We start from the raw sequence: 16,709 nt of genomic DNA, 5'->3' as shown, positions 1-16,709 counted from the left end.
TATATGGGTGATAATCTCGTTGTAGCGTGAGAAATATCGGGGAAACAATCATGGTTCTTTAGGGTTATCCTGTTGACAAAAGTCTTTGGGAATCGGTATAATAATCTTTGTTTGTTTGGAGTGATGGATATGCTAATTCAATTTCGTAAATTGACAACCAGCGATCAACCGTTACAGTTCCATCAAACCGTGGATGTAAGCAATGCCGTTAAGGATCGGAAGGACATTATTGCTGTTCAGCCATTAGACGTGGATTTGACAGCAGCCTCATCGATTTCTGGTGCGGTGGATGTTCATGGAAGGTTGCAAGGCGAGCTGGAGATGAATTGCTCCCGCTGTCTGAAGCCGATCAGCGAACATGTGCACATCCCTTTTCATGAAGTATTCCAGCCGGTGGTAGATCCTGAATCGATTCAGGATGAGAATGATGACACTACATACGTGCAAGGTGAGAGTGTGGATCTCACTCCCTATGTAGAAGAAGCATTTTTGCTCCACCTGCCGCTAGCTCCGGTGTGCAAAGCCGACTGCAAGGGACTCTGCCCGAATTGCGGCAAGGACCTGAATGAAAGCACGTGCAACTGCGATACGGAAGTGATCGATCCTAGGCTAGCCGGACTGAAGGACTTCTTTAAATGATGATGGATTTGGCACCCGTGTTCAGCGGGTTGAATTGATAAGGAGGTGGGAACATGGCAGTACCTCAACGTAGAACGTCCAAAACACGTCGTGACAAGCGTCGTACACATTTTAAGCTGGCTGTGCCAGGCATGGTGAAATGCGAGCAATGCGGAGAATTGAAACTTGCTCATCGCGTATGTAAAGTATGCGGAACGTATAAGGCAAGAGAGATCATCAAACAATAATTTTTAAATAAGTAGTACTTCATCTTTGGTGAGGTGCTATTTTTTTTGTCTGAAGTCCCCCTTTCTTTTTAACGTGACATGATTTATACTTAACATTAGTACCAGGTTCTAATATTTGCGACTAATTTACATATATGTATGTTTGAAGAATGGCGGCTTTCATAGCGGCAGAAGGAGTTGTTTCGTCATCGATCGTTTATCCAAGAAAGACCGTCACCAGCGGCTGATTCAGCTGATCGACGAGAATCCCTTTGTTACAGACCGCGAGTTGACTCGCCAGCTTAAAGTGAGCATTCAGACGATACGCCTTGACCGTATGGAACTTGGCATCCCGGAGCTTCGTGAGCGAATGAAGCAGATGGCGGAGCATTCTTATGACCAGGTTCGTTCCTTGTCACTCGAAGAGGTGATCGGGGATGTCGTTGACTTGCAGTTGGACAAGAGCGGAATATCGATATTTGAAATCCGTGAGGAACATGTATTCAGCAAAACGCGAATTGCCCGCGGGCATTACGTGTTCGCTCAAGCCAATTCACTTGCCATTGCCGTAATCAATGAAGAAATCGCGTTGACGTCTTCAGCGGATATACGGTTTTTGAGACAGGTGCGTCTCGGCGAGAAATGCATTGCCAAAGCCTACGTTAGGTCCATTGCCGGCCAGAAGGGAAAGGCCAAGGTGGAAGTGTTTACTTATGTCGCTGATGAAATGGTGTTTCAGGGGAATTTCGTAATCTACCGATCTGCAGGAGAATGACATAAGTAAAGGAGGAAGTTTGGCATGAGAATTGCGATTGATGCGATGGGCGGCGACAACGCTCCCCAGAGTAACGTCGAAGGCGCGCTCATTGCTGCACAGGAATGGAGCGATACCGAGATCATTCTCGTAGGGGATGAAGCGCAGATTGGAGCACTGTTGAAGGACAAACCGTCCAATCTGAAGGTGGTTCATGCAAGTGAAGTCATAGAAGCGGAGGATGAGCCGGTAAAGGCTGTCCGCCGGAAGAAGGATGCTTCAATGGTTGTGGCGGGGCGCATGATTCGCGAAGGTGAAGCCGATGCCATGATCTCGGCAGGCAATACGGGGGCCCTCATGACGACCGGACTACTCGTCGTGGGCAGGATGAAGGGGATTGAGCGGCCTGCGCTTGCGCCAATGATTCCTACTCTCGATGGCAAGGGGATGCTCGCCTTGGATCTTGGAGCGAATATGGATTCGAAGCCTGAGCATCTGCAGCAGTACGCATTAATGGGCAGCCTGTATCGCGAGAAGGTGCATGGAATCACCAAACCTCGGGTCGGGCTGTTAAATGTCGGTACCGAGCCGGGCAAGGGCAATGAACTGACGAAGCATGCTTATCCGTTGCTGGAGGAGCTGCCCATTCATTTTGTTGGCAATGTTGAGTCCCGCGATGTCATGAACGGTGTTTGTGATGTACTCGTATGTGACGGGTTCTCGGGCAATATTTTGTTGAAATCGATTGAAGGAACAGCTGGCGCACTCTTTTCGCTGTTGAAGGAGCAGTTCAGCAAGTCTCTTAAGACCAAGATGGCTGCCGCCTTGATGATGCCAGAGCTTCGCAGCCTGAAATCGACGCTTGATTATAAGGAGCATGGCGGAGCGCCTCTGCTTGGTCTGGGCGGTCTGGTCGTTAAGAGCCATGGTTCATCGGATGCGAACGCCATCAAGAATGGAGTTCGCCAAGCGCGGACGGCGCTGCAGAACCGATTGGTAGAGAGTATTTCGAATGAAATCAGCGGGAAGTGAGTGAGGAAATGAACAATTTGCGTCCAGTCGGTATTATTGGCACAGGCAAATACGTACCTGAAAAAATATTGTCAAATCATGATTTAGAGAAAATGGTAGATACAAGCGATGAATGGATTGTCTCGATGACGGGAATCCGGGAACGGCATATTGCCGCTCCAAATGAAGCGACGTCGGATTTGGCTTACCACGCTGCTGTGAACGCGTTGAAATCAGCCGGAATGAACGCCGAGGATCTGGACTTGATTATTGTGGCTACCATTACGCCGGATATGTTCTTTCCATCGACCGCATGTTTGCTTCAGGATCGGCTTGGAGCCAAAAAGGCGGCGGCATTTGACCTGTCGGCTGCTTGCTCGGGATTTGTATACGGCCTGGCTACAGCTACAAATTTCGTGAAGACGGGCATGTACAACAATGCTTTGGTGATCGGAGTGGACTGCTTGTCCCGCATTACGGACTATACCGACCGTAATACCTGCGTTCTATTTGGCGACGGTGCCGGAGCGGCGATTGTCGGCGAAGTGCCGGAAGGCCGCGGGTTCCAAGCCTTTGATCTTGGTGCGGAAGGTGCAGGTGGAGCGCATCTGTACATTGAGGCAGGCGGTTCGAGATTGCCGGCTTCTGCTGAAACAATTAACACGAATAAACACTTTATTTATATGAACGGCCGCGAAGTGTTCAAATTTGCGGTACGGGTAATGGGATCTGCCACGGAAGCTGTATTATCCAAAGCAGGCATCGACAAAAAGGATATCGACTTATTCATTCCTCATCAAGCCAACATCCGGATTATTAAATCTGCCATGGAGCGATTGGAGCTTCCGGAAGAGAAAGTCATGATCAATGTTGATAAATACGCCAATACCTCAGCCGCTTCCGTGCCGTTAGCTCTTGTCGAAGCACAGGAGTCCGGCCGCCTGAAAGAAGGAGACAAGGTGTTGATGGTTGGGTTTGGTGGCGGATTAACATGGGGTTCCTCCGTACTTATCTGGTAAACATAACAGCTTTTAGGCCTAGTGAAATAAGAGAAGGGAGCTCACGATTTTGGGTAAAACAGCATTTATATTTCCTGGTCAAGGCGCTCAGTCCGTCGGAATGGGTAAGGATGCCTATGATGCGGTTCCTGCCGCAAGGGATCTTTTTCTAGCCGCGGATGATCAGCTTGGATTTCCGCTCAGCTCCATTATTTTTAATGGTCCTGATGAAGATTTGAAACAAACGGTAAACACTCAGCCAGCTCTACTCGCAACCAGCATGGCTTACCTGGAAGCCATTCGCGGAAAGGGGATCGAACCGGATTACGTTGCGGGCCATTCCCTCGGCGAATACAGTGCACTTGTATGTGCAGGCGTGCTTTCGTTCGAAGAAGCTGTGTCGATCGTTAGAGCCCGCGGAGAATACATGGAGGCAGCCGTTCCCGGAGGTCAAGGCGCAATGGCAGCCGTGCTTGGCGCAGACCGTGAGGCTTTGTCCGAGCTGTGCAAGCGCATTTCGGCAGAGGGACATGTTGTAGAACTTGCGAACATGAACTGTCCGGGGCAAATCGTCATCTCGGGTTCAGCTCAAGGCGTCGCAGCTGCTGCAGAAAGAGTGAAGGAAGCTGGCGGCAAGCGGGCTATCCCCCTGGAGGTTAGCGGACCCTTCCATTCGACCTTGATGAAGGAGGCGGCTGACCGGCTGGCTGGTAAACTGGAGCAGGCTGCGTTTAATACCCCTTCCGTGCCGGTAGTTGCCAATGTGACGGCGCGTTCGGTGGAAGATGCCGCTGCCATCCGCGGTTTGCTGGTGGAACAGGTATACTCCCCTGTGTTATGGCATGACAGCGTGGAATGGATGATCGCTCAAGGCGTGGATACCTTCGTCGAGATTGGTCCTGGCAGTGTACTCAGCGGTTTGATCAAGAAGATTGACAAATCCGTCAAAGTCATTAATGTAAATAGTCTGGACAGCGTCAGCAGTTTGGAGACCGTAGTATAAATAACGGTTGATAAAAACCAGATCACTCTGGAAAGGAGGAATAGGTATGAGTGAAGCTCTAAAAGGACAGACTGCGCTTGTTACGGGTGCTTCCCGCGGCATTGGCCGGAGCATTGCTCTTGGACTTGCTGATCTGGGCGCTAACGTTGCTGTCAATTATGCAGGAAGCGAAGCGGCCGCAGCCGAGGTTGTGGAGGCGATTCGCGCAAAGGGCGTATCGGCCATCGCGGTTAAATCCAACGTTGGACGGACTGAAGAAGCCGATGCCATGGTAAAGCAGGTGATGGAGACTTTTGGTCGAATTGATATCCTGGTGAATAATGCAGGGATTACTAGAGATAATCTAATCATGCGGATGAAGGAAGAGGAGTTCGATCAGGTGATCGAAACGAATCTTAAAGGGGTATTCAATTGTCTTAAGGCGGTGACGCGTCCCATGATGAAACAACGTTATGGACGCATTATCAATATATCCTCCGTTGTCGGAGCGCTTGGTAATCCGGGGCAAGCCAACTATGTTGCGGCCAAAGCCGGAGTCATCGGTCTGACCAAATCAGCCGCGCGGGAATTGGCTTCCCGCGGGATTACGGTGAATGCTGTGGCTCCTGGTTTTATCGATACCGATATGACACGGGAACTTCCTGAGGACATGCGGGAAGGCCTGCTTGGCGGAATTCCGCTCGCCCGACTGGGTCAGCCGGAGGAGATTGCCGGCGTGGTTGCTTTTCTAGCATCTTCCAGTGCATCCTATATGACTGGACAAGTGCTGCATGTGGATGGCGGCATGTATATGTAGACGCCGCTACTGTTCCGGCGCTGGCCGCCGGGCATTAAATCGTTTTCAAATGCCTTCTATGGCAATTTGAAGTCATATCTCGTATAATTACCAAGAGGAGGTGAGCCGGATGTCCGATGTATTGGAACGCGTGAAACGCATCGTTATCGACCGCCTGGGTGTTGACGAAGCCGACGTAACATTAGAAGCATCTTTCAAAGACGACCTTGGAGCTGATTCTCTCGATGTAGTTGAATTGGTGATGGAGTTGGAAGATGAGTTTGATATGGAGATCTCTGATGAAGATGCGGAGAAAATTACGACCGTAGGTGAAGTTGTAAATTACATACAATCTCATACCTAAGTCATTACAGTTAAGTCCCGTTCTTTAGCAAGACGGGACTTCTCCACATTCAATCCAAGCTTTAGCACGAACAAGTGATAGATTATTACTGCCTTCGTTATCATGAGTCTGCGTGTGCGGCTTCATAGATGGACGGGCAGTCCACATAGAGGTGAGTCTGTTTGAAACATAGAGTCGTTGTAACAGGAATGGGAGTCATGACCTCGATTGGTCAAGACCTGGATACATTCTGGAACAGTTTGATGGAAGGCAAGTCTGGCGTATCCCGCATCGAAGCATTTGATGTGAGTGATTACACAACGCAAATCGCAGCATCCATGAAGGATTTTAATCCTGAGGATTACATGGATCGCAAAGAAGCCCGCAGGATGGACCGATTTGTACAGCTTGCGGTGGCAGCCGGTTCGAAGGCGCTTGAGGACAGTGGTCTTGAAATTGGAGTGAATGCCGATGCAGAGCGTGTTGGCGTATCGATCGGATCGGGTATCGGCGGTTTGGGAACTTGGGAGGATCAGCATAATATCCTGCTCGAGAAGGGCCCGAAACGTGTAAGCCCATTCTTTATTCCGATGATGATCGCAAACATGGCCTCAGGCCAGATGTCGATCAATCTGGGAGCCAAGGGTCCGAACACCACACAGGTTACGGCTTGTGCTACCGGAACACATTCGATCGGCGATTCATATCGTCTGATTCAGCGTGGTGATGCGGATGTCATGATCTGCGGCGGGGCGGAGGCAACCATTCGTCCAACAGGGATGGCTGGTTTCTGCGCTATGCGTGCAATGTCAACCCGCAATGACGAGCCGGAGAAAGCCAGCCGGCCATTCGATACGGGCCGCGACGGTTTTGTAATGGGTGAAGGCGCTGGCGTACTTGTGATCGAATCCCTGGAGCATGCGTTGAAACGCGGTGCCAACATTTATGCCGAGGTGGTTGGCTATGGCCTTAGTGCCGATGCCCATCATATTACCGAGCCGGATCCGGATGGAGCAGCCCGCTGCATGAAGATGGCGATTCGTGACGCAGGCATTGCGCCAGAGGAAGTGGATTACATTAATGCTCACGGGACTTCAACGCCGGTGGGTGACCGCTCGGAAACGAAGGCCGTTAAGATGGCTCTCGGTGACCATGCCTATAAAGTGGCCGTTAGTTCAACCAAGTCGATGACAGGTCATTTGCTTGGGGCTGCTGGCGGCGTTGAGGCCGTTATCTGCGGACTGAGCTTGAAGAACCAAATCATTGCACCAACGATTAACCTGGAGGATCAAGATCCGGAGTGTGATCTTGACTATGTACCGAATCACCCGCGTAAAGCCGATTTGGATATCGTCATGTCCAATTCGTTTGGATTTGGCGGGCATAATGCTACGATTATCCTGAAAAAATACGCCGAGTAAGGGGACAGTGTGTTGAGTGGAGATCTGAAGCAGTTACAGCATAAACTTCAAATCCAGTTTCGCAATGCAATGCTGCTGAAGCAGGCCTTTACCCACGCATCTTATGTAAACGAACATCGCTTCAGTCAGAGCCAGGACAACGAGCGTCTTGAATTTCTCGGGGATGCTGTTCTGGAGCTGACGGTGAGCGAATTCTTATACAACCTATTTCCGGACCGTCCGGAAGGTGAGTTAACCAAGCTGCGGGCCGCTATCGTATGCGAGCCTTCCTTGGTTCAATTCGCTGTAGGTCTGGATTTTGGACGTTACGTTCTGCTAGGCAAAGGAGAGGAAATGACGGGCGGTCGAACCCGCCCGGCTCTTCTGGCAGACGTATTTGAGTCATTTGTGGGGGCGCTTTATCTGGATCAGGGATTGGAAGCGGTTCGCCGGTTTTTAAGCGACCATGTCTTTCCCACGGTGACCGTCAACGGTCGTCCGCAGATGAGCGATTATAAGACCGAGCTTCAGGAACTGACCCAGCATCACGGCATGGGCGCACTGGAATATCGTATCGTAGAAGAGCGAGGACCGGCACATGAGCGGGAGTTTGTCTCGGAGGTTTACATGGGAAGCGAATGTCTTGGACGTGGAAGCGGCAGATCCAAGAAAGAAGCCGAGCAGCAGGCAGCGGCAGTAGCCCTAAAGCAGCTGAAACGTGCGGATGCCTAAAGCTTCGCTGATGTGATGACAAACAAAGAGCAAAGAGCAGTCAAGCGGATAACCGGACCCGGATAGGATGACTGTTTTTTGCTCTTTTCGTTGTCTGTCTTTATAAAGGGACGCTGCTTATTACGTTAATGGACCTCGTCCAAAGACGGCGGTGAAGCCGATTCTACTTGTGGTACAATAGCAGGAGAGGTGATAGATCGAATATGTTTTTGAAACGGATCGAGTTAGCAGGATTTAAATCGTTTGCCGACAAGACGGAGATGGAATTTGTCCGGGGAATTACAGCCGTTGTAGGTCCGAATGGCAGCGGTAAGAGCAACATTTCAGATGGGATCCGCTGGGTTCTCGGCGAGCAAAGTGCCAAATCGCTTCGCGGCGGCAAGATGGAGGATATTATCTTTGCCGGGAGTGATGCGCGCAAAGCGGTTAATTATGGAGAGGTCTCCCTTACGCTGGACAACGAGGACCATGTGCTGCCGCTGGATTTTAATGAGGTAACCGTAACCAGACGGGTGCACCGCAGCGGGGACAGCGAGTATTTCATTAATCGGCAATCGTGCCGACTCAAGGATATTACGGAGCTGTTCATGGATACCGGAATCGGTAAAGAAGCCTATTCCATCATTGGACAAGGTCGCATTGAGGAAATTCTGAGTACACGTTCAGAAGATCGCCGGGGGATTTTTGAGGAAGCATCCGGGATCGTTAAATATAAATCTCGTAAAAAAGAGTCTGTACGCAAGCTGGATGAAACGGAGCAAAACCTGCTTCGTATCCACGACTTGGTCACAGAGCTTGAGGATCAGATCGGACCGCTGAAAGAGCAGTCCGAGAAGGCTATTCGCTACAAGGAACTTCGGGAAGAGCTGAAGCACAAGGAAATCTCTCTGTATGTGTATCAGATCGAACAGATACATACCTCATGGAGCGAGGCCAATGCCAAGCTGGAGCAGCTGAAGGAAGAGCAGCTTGCTCTGTCCACCGTTGTATCCGCGCATGATGCCAAGCTGGAGAGTGACAGATCGGCACTGCGCCAACTGGAGCAGGAAGTTGAGGATCTGCAGAGCCAGCTGCTCCAATTCAGCGAGCTGTTTGAGAAGAGCGAAGGCTATGGCGAGGTGCTTAAGGAGCGCCGCCGTAACCTGGAACGTACGCGCGAGCAGCTGGAAGAAAGTTTGCAATCAGGCGATCATCGTTTGGGAGAGCGCGTAAGCGAGCTTGCGAGCATGAAGAGCAAGCTGCAAGAGCTCCAGCAGGAATTAACCCAGGTGCGGGATCAGCTGTCAGCGGAAGAAGCGAAGCTGGTGGGCGTAACCGGCGGAATCAGTCAGCAGCAGGAAGAGAGCTTGAAGGGGAATTTGCTGGAGCTTATGAACCAAATGGCTCAAGCGCGGAATGAAATCCGGTATGCGGACCAACAGCAGGAGGCGCTGGACCGGCGGATGAATCGAGCACAAGAAGAGTCAGGTAAGTGGGAAGCCCTGAAAGAGGATTTGCTCCGCCGCAAAGAGAGTATCGATCGAAGCATTGAACGCTTCGGTAAAGAGATTGCCGACCTTCGCAGCGGTTATATCAGCGAGAGCGAGCGATATCAATCCCTGCAGAAATTACAGGAAGAGACGCAGGGAGCCCTTCGGAAATGGGAGCAGAAGCGAGAAGCGCAAATTTCCCGCCGCGATACCATGAAAGAGCTTCAGGACGATTTTGACGGATTTATGCTAGGTGTTAAGGAAGTGCTGAAGGCATCCCGCAAATCCGTGCTCCATGGCGTCCATGGTGCTGTGGCCGAGCTTATTCGTGTACCGGAAAAGCTTGAGCTTGCGATGGAGACCGCCCTTGGCGCATCGGTTCAGCATATCGTCATGGAGAATGAATCCGTATCCAGGCAGGCGATTGCCTTCCTGAAGCAGCGCCAGTTAGGTCGGGCGACCTTTCTGCCTCTGGACGTCATTCGTCCGCGGAATGTATCCGCATCCGACCGGCATTTGGCAGAAGGGGAAGCCGGGTTTGTAGGTTTTGGCTCCGAGTTGGTGAAGTATGATTCCAGATATAGCAACATCGTCGGCAGCCTTTTAGGCAATGTCGTCATCGCCGAGACCTTGGAGCAAGCGAACAAAATTGCCGCCAGATTCTCCTATCGCTTCCGTGTAGTCACGCTCGAGGGAGACGTGGTCAATGCAGGCGGATCCATGACAGGCGGTAGTCAGCACAAGAAAACGAACAGTCTGCTGGGACGCAAGCGTCAGTTGGAGCAGCTGGATCAGGAAATTTCGGAAACCGAGAAGCAGCTGGAGAAGCTGCAGCAGGGCATTGAAAGCGTCCGGAATCAAATGATTGAATCTCAGGATAAGCTGGACGAGCTCCGTAAAGCCGGAGACGATAAGCGGATTGAGGAACAGCAGGCTGCAGGGGACCGCAAGCAGCTTGAGCATGAGCTGCGCCACGTCCTCGAACAAGCCGAGCTGGCAGGGGAAGAGAAGAGCAGTCAAGAGAAGGAAGCCAAAGAGATTCAGGCAAGCCGTGAACGCGCGCAGAAGCTGTTGTCCGAGCTGGAGGAAGAAGAGAAATCAACCCATCTGGCCATCCAAGCTGCAGAGTTTGCCCGGAAAGCAAATGAATCGGCGAAGGAAGAGCTTCAGAGTCAGTTGACGAACCTCAAGGTTCGCGAAGGAAAGCTGGATCAGGAAACCTTCTCACTGGAGGAACAGCTCAAGCGCCTTCAGTCGGATGTCGACAACCATGAGAAGGAGCAGAAGCAGAACCGCACGATGCTGGCCTCCGTTCAAGCCGATCTGAATCAGAACGAAAGCGAAAGCGTGAAGCAGATCGAGGATCTGAACCAGTACAAGCTGAAGAAGGAAGAGGCGACGCAGCAGCTTGAATTCAAACGGGCTGCACGCACCGCGCTAAGCCGGAAGCTGGAGCTGGAAGAGAGCGAAACCAAGGAACAGCGCACGCAGCTGCGGTCCGTGGATGATCAGCTTCGCCAGACCGAGATTGGGGTAAACCGGCTCGATGTTGAGCTTGAGAATATATTGAAGAAATTAAGCGAGGACTATGAGCTGAGTTATGAGCTTGCCAAGCAGCGGTATCCGATTCCGGAAGACATCACTGCCGCTCAGAACGAAGTGCGTGATTTGAAGAGGTCGATAACTTCCCTCGGAGATGTGAATCTTGGGGCCATTGAAGAGTATCAGCGTGTCAATGAGAGATATCTGTTCTTGAGTGAGCAAAAGGCGGATCTGGTTGAAGCGAAGACAACGCTGTACCAGGTCATTAAGGAAATGGACGATGAAATGTCCAAGCGCTTCAAGCTGACGTTCGATGCGATCCGGCGCGAGTTCGGCACGGTATTTACGAAGTTGTTCGGAGGCGGAAGAGCCGACCTGGTCCTGATCGATCCGGATCGATTGCTTGAGACGGGGATCGATATCGTCGCACAGCCCCCTGGCAAGAAGCTGCAAAATCTGCAGCTGCTCTCCGGCGGAGAGCGTGCATTAACCGCTATGGCGCTGCTATTTGCCATTTTGCAGGTGAAGCCGGTTCCGTTCTGCGTACTGGATGAGGTCGAAGCGGCGCTGGATGAAGCGAACGTGGTCCGATTTGCCCAATATTTGCGGGAGTTCTCTGAACAAACGCAGTTTATTGTGGTCACCCACCGCAAAGGGACGATGGAAGAGGCGGATGTGCTGTACGGCGTCACAATGGAAGAAGGCGGCGTGTCGAAGCTGGTGTCTGTCAAACTTGAGAATGAGGAAGCGGAGATTGCCTAATTTAACATAACGACATGGAGGGTACGTATGAGCTTTTTTAAGAAGTTAAAAGAGAGCATTTCCAGCAAAACGGAAAACGTAACAAAACAGTTCCGCGACGGACTCGAGAAAACTCGGAAGGGTTTTATCGAGAAAGTGTCGGACCTGGTGATTCGCCGAAAAAAAATTGATGAAGAATTCTACGAGGAATTGGAAGAGATTCTGATTGGTGCTGATGTCGGCGTGAATACCGTGATGGATCTGATGGACGATCTTCGTGCCGAAGTGAAGAAACGGCGGATTGAAGACGCTGCCGATCTGCAGCCAGTATTGTCAGAGAAGCTGATGGGACTCCTTCGTGATGACAGCAGCAATGAGCTGCGGGAGAATCCGGATGGCATTACGGTCATTCTGTTTGTCGGCGTTAACGGAGTCGGTAAAACAACTACGATTGGCAAGCTGGCGCATCGTTACAAGCAGGAGGGCAAGAAGGTTTTGCTCGCAGCGGGCGACACGTTCCGTGCAGGTGCGATTGAACAGCTGGAAGTCTGGGGAGAACGGGTTGGCGTTGAAGTCATTAAACAGCAGCCCGGCTCAGACCCGGCAGCTGTTATGTTCGATGCGGTTCAAGCGGCCAAGCAGCGGCAAGCGGATGTTCTGCTCTGTGATACGGCGGGACGCCTTCAGAACAAAACGAATCTGATGGAAGAGTTGAATAAAATCTTCCGCGTCATTCAGCGTGAAATTCCGAGTGCTCCGCATGAGGTACTGATGGTCCTTGATGCGACGACAGGACAGAATGCGCTGAGCCAAGCGAAGCTGTTTGGGGAGAAGAGCGGCGTGACCGGCCTCGTATTAACCAAGCTGGATGGCACGGCTAAGGGCGGCATCGTGATCGCGATTCGTCAAGAGTTGAATCTTCCGGTGAAACTGGTAGGCTTGGGAGAGAAAATGGGCGACCTCCAGACCTTTGACTCCGAGCAGTTCGTTCATGCCCTCTTCGCGGGTTTGATTAAAGAAGAAGAGAATGCTGTAGAACAACAAGACTAGACACTGGTCTAATCGAATATGTATATAGAAGGACCGAAAGATATACTTTCGGTCCTTCTTCATGTTCGGCTCGATCTGCGGGCACATGCTTTTTATGAAGAGACGATCCGAACAAATTCAATTGAACGAAGCGGGATGATGGCCGTATCTGTAGGAGGACCATAGATAATTGGCGGTACTTTTAAGGTGATGGTTCCTTCGCCCACTCTGGTAAGCGTGCCAATGATCACATCTCCGGACACCGTTACTTCAGTTTCCGAGCCGATAAATCCCTGCAGCCAATCCACGTAGCGCATATCGGTTAACCTCCTTGCCGTAATGAAAGTTTGAAGCTGAGGATCCAGCATCATTCGAAGGAATTACTGAACGGAAGTAATATTGGCGAATGGAATCAGCACAAGGTCACCAGATGCCTCACGGAGCTGAACACCATCTTCAGCAGTAGCCAAAACGACCCCTTCCAACGTGACAAACGTTGTGCTGACCCGGACTTGTTGGCCGGTACGGACTTCGAAAAATTGAGTCAGCTCCGGATTAATCGTTAAACCCGTGAGGACCTGACTTTCCAATGATTCTACCCGTTCGGTTAATTGGCTGGTTTCCTGGCATAGAAGTTCGACCTGCCGTGTTAACATCTTGACTCGCCTTGCAAGTCTTCTGCAGAACAGGAAGCAACACATAGTCATTCTCCTTTCTGTATTACCAACGGTTGTGCTCTTCGATATGCTTCTTTAAATCCAGAAGCGAAGCAGTGCTTTCTTCCTCCGCCGCGCGGATCATGGGCATAATCTGCTGTACATGACCAGGGCCGTATTTAAGGAAGGTTTCGGTTTTATCGATCAGAACATCCAGTGGTTGACGATAATCCGTAAAGTACTGACCGAGGTGAAAAGAGCTCAGCAGGCTATGCACTTTGCTCATGGTGCTAAGCGCCAGTACAGGCTTGCCGCCACGTAAAGCGGCTAGCGACGGGTGAAGCTTGAAAGATATCAAATAGTCGACAGATTGAATGAAACGGTAAGTGAGCTCAATGTCCATAAGAAACGGCAGCGTCTCAATGAAAGCGCCAGGTGTGGACTCCTTTACCTTTTGCTGCAATTGCAGACATGTGTTGTAATCGGAGTACGCGTTGCCCGGATGATGAATGACCGGGATAAGGACGGCATGATAGCCTTTGGCGATAAGATGTGCCAGCAGTTTGGTCATGTTGTCCATCGGAAATGATTCATAGGAAAACACAACGACGCCAATCGTTGGACGTTTAGAGAAACGTTTCACCGGGATATCGGGCTGACGATAACCGAATACCATGTCAGGGGCTGTTTCGACATTCCGGTGGAAGCCTGCCCGTTTGGCGATGGCCGACGATCGTTCATCCCGGAACACCGCGTGGTTGGCCTTGGAGATGATATCCCGATAGGCGGATACCTGCTCTTCAGGCCAGGTGTGTTCGGGGTAGGCATCCACAATGCCGACGCCATAGACCCAAGTGGGCTGTCCTACGAGCTGAGGGGGGAAGTAATAGGGACTGAACGAGTAGGGTGTAATTAAATCTCCGCCACCGATGATGAAGGCATCCGTCTGACGGGGATCCAATCGGGAGTTCCAGGGATAGACGTGATGATCATGGAATACTTGGCGAAGGGTGTGAAGAAATAAATCATCACCGAAGTTTCCCATTCCATAGTACCCAGAAGCGGCAATATGCATGTACGTATCACCTCCTTTTCAAGCGCTGTCTAACTCTTGTGTGCTTGCTGACACCAGGCTTCGAAGAGGCCGCGGTTACGTTGGCTGGTACTGCTGCCATAAATGACGCGATGATACAATACGGCATCGACCTGAATCGGTGAGCTGTGCTTAAGAAGCCTGGTAATGACATCGATATCTTCGAAGATGCGTCCGAAGCGATCCTCCCGATCCCACCAGCCGCCAATGTCGATTAGGGATGACTTTCGATACATACGGGGGACGAGCGGGTGGCCGTGTAGATTCGTTTGATTTAAGGAAGTAGACCACGCCGAATAAAGCTTGCCCGAATCAACGTTTCTTCTCCATAGAGGACCGAGCTGCCGGGTGCGTTCCCAGCATCCATACCGGCCCGTGGCCATCATGCTGTCCGGATTGTTGTCAAGCGCTTTGGACAGGAGTGCGGCCGCATCGGGAGCCAGCCAGTCATCGCCATCCAATTCCAGAATATATTGACCCTCTGCTTCGAAAAGCAGCCGATTCATCATGATCGCCTTTCCGCGGTTACACGATTGAGACAGAACCCGAATTCTGCTGTCAAGATAAGCACAGGCTTCCTCCAGACTATCGTCTTCAGAGCCATCATCACCTATTAGCAGCTCCCAGTTATCGCTTGATTGTGCCAACACGGAACGGATGCTCCAGCCTAAAGTGTTCTTCATATTGTGAATGCTCATAAGAATGGAGACGACAGGCTGCGGGGGAATTTCAGGGGATAAAGACCCTTTGGAGCTGGTGGTGTTATCTCGCATCCTTGTTGCGGACAGAATAGGGAGAATATACTCCAGATCCTTTTGATACGGGGGATTTTGCGTTGGGTCCAGATGCATCGTAAGGCTTGAGTCTTCAGGCAGCAGATCGTAAGGCAGAAATTTGGCAGCCGGAAGCCTGTTATTCCAGTAGGTAAGAGCAGCAAGTAGCCAGGATTTTCTCCAATACAGCGGGGCACCGTTCATGCATATACAGACAATATGATCTGGAATTGGGGTTGGCATCGGAATGGAAGTCTGTGCGCTCTTATTGGAAAAGGACAAGCTACCGCCCCATAGAATCCACTCACGGTCTATTTGTGAGATTTCCTGAATAATTTGTTCACGATAGGTAAACGTATCGGTGGCTCTGTAGCCGAATGGCTGCGTACATAGTTTGGCATAGGGTTTCAATGGGAGCTCATGCCTTTGTCCAGGATGGCCTGCCGAATCACTTGATCGGCTTTCAATCCGCGTTCAACCCAGCGATTCTCTCTGGCGTAGGCAATGCGTGCCAGCTTATGCTCTGCTGTATCCGGGTGATGCAGCATGGAGGACAGCTTGCCCAAGAAATCATCATGGGTTGTCGCTGTGGTAACATGCGGCTCCATGGCAATGCATTCCGGCAGAGCTGTTGATAGTACGCGAACACCGGATGCCATATACTCGTACGCCTTGATTGGATTGGTAGCCAGCGTAATCGGATGGTATTGGAAGGGGATCAAAGCAACGTCAATATGAGTCAGATAACGTTTGAGCTCCTGGTGCGGCTTTTCACCGAGTATATGCACATTGGGAAGCTTCGAATAATCGCCGGAGCTGCCGTAAGGAGCTCCAATGGAAACGAATTGGACGTTTGGAAAACGAAGGGCCGCCTTAGCAAACAGCTCATGATCTACCCAATACGCCCAGGCGCCGATATAAGCGACAACAGGACCCGGAGGGAGATCGGCGGGCCTTTCACTGAATGGAATATGAAAAAATGAGAAGTCAGCGCCATTCGGGATCAGGGTAAGCGGTTTATCCGGATAAGCCAGGGACAACCGGGTGTGAATCACCTCTGCGGTACATACGACATGGTCCGCTTCATCAATCATTTTAGGTTCATATTTTGCCCAATGCGGAAATTCATCACAGCAGTCGTAAATTGTGATGTCGGGTTTGAAAAGTGTAGAAATGCGCGTACGGAGTTTAGACCAGGTCGTCCAGACGACAATCGGATGTTCTTTGCGAAGGGCAGGCAGTTTTTTGTGCAGAAATGTTTTGGTATCTGTGAATAGGAACACATTTGGTTCAATTTCTTTGAACTCCTTATCCAGCGGTGCCAGGTTTTCGAAGAAAACCTGATGACCAAGCGCGCCCAATTGAGCCATTAGCTGCTGCGGTCTCTGTTTCATATACGACCAGTTCATCGTTCTCGGATAAATGATAACAGCCAAGAGGTTTCCTCCTTTCTTTGTACTCGGGATAATATATGCATTGCTAGCTTCATAGAATTGGACGAATGAGCCGAATGACCAAAAAAATGGTTGATTTCTACAAGCATAT

The 16,709-nt window shown here is 50.8% G+C and carries 17 protein-coding genes; 12 read left to right on the top strand and 5 right to left on the bottom strand.

The features are described from left to right. The first annotated feature begins 129 nt into the window (after nucleotides 1–129). The 12 genes from ACOZB4_RS11235 to ftsY all read left to right on the top strand — a co-directional run bounded on the left by ACOZB4_RS11235 (nucleotide 130) and on the right by ftsY (nucleotide 12,663). Nucleotides 130–639 carry a YceD family protein gene (locus tag ACOZB4_RS11235; RefSeq protein ID WP_379404750.1) on the top strand — a complete coding sequence of 170 codons (510 nt, stop codon included), beginning with the start codon at nucleotides 130–132 and terminating at the stop codon, nucleotides 637–639. Nucleotides 640–692: 53 nt separating this feature from the next. Then, the gene (gene rpmF / locus ACOZB4_RS11230; protein WP_006211382.1) at nucleotides 693–866 is read left to right on the top strand and encodes a 50S ribosomal protein L32; all 174 of its coding nucleotides are present in this window, start codon (nucleotides 693–695) and stop codon (nucleotides 864–866) included. A 142-nt stretch (nucleotides 867–1,008) separates the two neighbouring features. Beyond that, complete coding sequence (gene fapR / locus ACOZB4_RS11225; RefSeq protein WP_179090709.1) at nucleotides 1,009–1,620, top strand: transcription factor FapR; 612 nt, start codon at nucleotides 1,009–1,011, stop codon at nucleotides 1,618–1,620. A gap of 24 nt (nucleotides 1,621–1,644) precedes the next feature. Further along, nucleotides 1,645–2,631, top strand: coding sequence for a phosphate acyltransferase PlsX (gene plsX, locus ACOZB4_RS11220; RefSeq protein ID WP_215156350.1), 987 nt, complete (start codon nucleotides 1,645–1,647; stop codon nucleotides 2,629–2,631). An 8-nt stretch (nucleotides 2,632–2,639) separates the two neighbouring features. Beyond that, nucleotides 2,640–3,629: a beta-ketoacyl-ACP synthase III gene (locus ACOZB4_RS11215; protein WP_339266275.1), complete on the top strand. Its 990-nt coding sequence runs from the start codon at nucleotides 2,640–2,642 to the stop codon at nucleotides 3,627–3,629. A 49-nt stretch (nucleotides 3,630–3,678) separates the two neighbouring features. Beyond that, nucleotides 3,679–4,611 carry an ACP S-malonyltransferase gene (gene fabD / locus ACOZB4_RS11210; RefSeq protein WP_339266273.1) on the top strand — a complete coding sequence of 311 codons (933 nt, stop codon included), beginning with the start codon at nucleotides 3,679–3,681 and terminating at the stop codon, nucleotides 4,609–4,611. A gap of 46 nt (nucleotides 4,612–4,657) precedes the next feature. Beyond that, nucleotides 4,658–5,407, top strand: a complete 750-nt coding sequence (fabG, locus tag ACOZB4_RS11205; protein WP_379404745.1) for a 3-oxoacyl-[acyl-carrier-protein] reductase — start codon at nucleotides 4,658–4,660, stop codon at nucleotides 5,405–5,407. A gap of 109 nt (nucleotides 5,408–5,516) precedes the next feature. Continuing rightward, nucleotides 5,517–5,750 (top strand): acyl carrier protein, encoded by a 234-nt coding sequence (acpP, locus tag ACOZB4_RS11200; protein ID WP_006211375.1) that lies wholly within the window; start codon nucleotides 5,517–5,519, stop codon nucleotides 5,748–5,750. A gap of 161 nt (nucleotides 5,751–5,911) precedes the next feature. After that, nucleotides 5,912–7,150, top strand: coding sequence for a beta-ketoacyl-ACP synthase II (fabF, locus tag ACOZB4_RS11195; protein ID WP_076325026.1), 1,239 nt, complete (start codon nucleotides 5,912–5,914; stop codon nucleotides 7,148–7,150). 12 nt (nucleotides 7,151–7,162) lie between these two features. Next, entirely contained in the window at nucleotides 7,163–7,861 is a 699-nt protein-coding gene (gene rnc / locus ACOZB4_RS11190) for a ribonuclease III (RefSeq protein WP_071220044.1), read from the top strand. 203 nt (nucleotides 7,862–8,064) lie between these two features. Then, the gene (gene smc / locus ACOZB4_RS11185; protein ID WP_098747114.1) at nucleotides 8,065–11,634 is read left to right on the top strand and encodes a chromosome segregation protein SMC; all 3,570 of its coding nucleotides are present in this window, start codon (nucleotides 8,065–8,067) and stop codon (nucleotides 11,632–11,634) included. Nucleotides 11,635–11,661: 27 nt separating this feature from the next. Further along, nucleotides 11,662–12,663, top strand: a complete 1,002-nt coding sequence (gene ftsY / locus ACOZB4_RS11180; RefSeq protein WP_098747111.1) for a signal recognition particle-docking protein FtsY — start codon at nucleotides 11,662–11,664, stop codon at nucleotides 12,661–12,663. 92 nt (nucleotides 12,664–12,755) lie between these two features. Here the strand turns inward: ftsY and ACOZB4_RS11175 are convergent, their stop codons facing one another. The 5 genes from ACOZB4_RS11175 to ACOZB4_RS11155 form a co-directional block, all read right to left on the bottom strand. Then, complete coding sequence (locus ACOZB4_RS11175) at nucleotides 12,756–12,959, bottom strand: hypothetical protein (RefSeq protein WP_379404741.1); 204 nt, start codon at nucleotides 12,957–12,959, stop codon at nucleotides 12,756–12,758. 63 nt (nucleotides 12,960–13,022) lie between these two features. After that, on the bottom strand, nucleotides 13,023–13,298 hold the full coding sequence (locus ACOZB4_RS11170; RefSeq protein ID WP_379404739.1) for a hypothetical protein: 276 nt from the start codon (nucleotides 13,296–13,298) through the stop codon (nucleotides 13,023–13,025). 64 nt (nucleotides 13,299–13,362) lie between these two features. Then, nucleotides 13,363–14,373: a polysaccharide pyruvyl transferase family protein gene (locus ACOZB4_RS11165; protein ID WP_379404737.1), complete on the bottom strand. Its 1,011-nt coding sequence runs from the start codon at nucleotides 14,371–14,373 to the stop codon at nucleotides 13,363–13,365. A 29-nt stretch (nucleotides 14,374–14,402) separates the two neighbouring features. Then, nucleotides 14,403–15,575, bottom strand: a complete 1,173-nt coding sequence (locus tag ACOZB4_RS11160) for a glycosyltransferase family 2 protein (protein WP_379404735.1) — start codon at nucleotides 15,573–15,575, stop codon at nucleotides 14,403–14,405. After that, nucleotides 15,572–16,600: a glycosyltransferase gene (locus ACOZB4_RS11155; protein ID WP_379404733.1), complete on the bottom strand. Its 1,029-nt coding sequence runs from the start codon at nucleotides 16,598–16,600 to the stop codon at nucleotides 15,572–15,574. The genes ACOZB4_RS11160 and ACOZB4_RS11155 overlap by 4 nt, the downstream gene beginning before the upstream one ends. Between the last annotated feature and the right edge of the window lie 109 nt (nucleotides 16,601–16,709).

Source organism: Paenibacillus sp. NPDC058898 (assembly GCF_049316025.1).
Lineage (GTDB): Bacteria > Bacillota > Bacilli > Paenibacillales > Paenibacillaceae > Paenibacillus_AQ.
The sequence above is the reverse complement of the archived record's forward strand: the minus strand, read 5'-3'. Positions and strand labels throughout refer to the sequence as shown.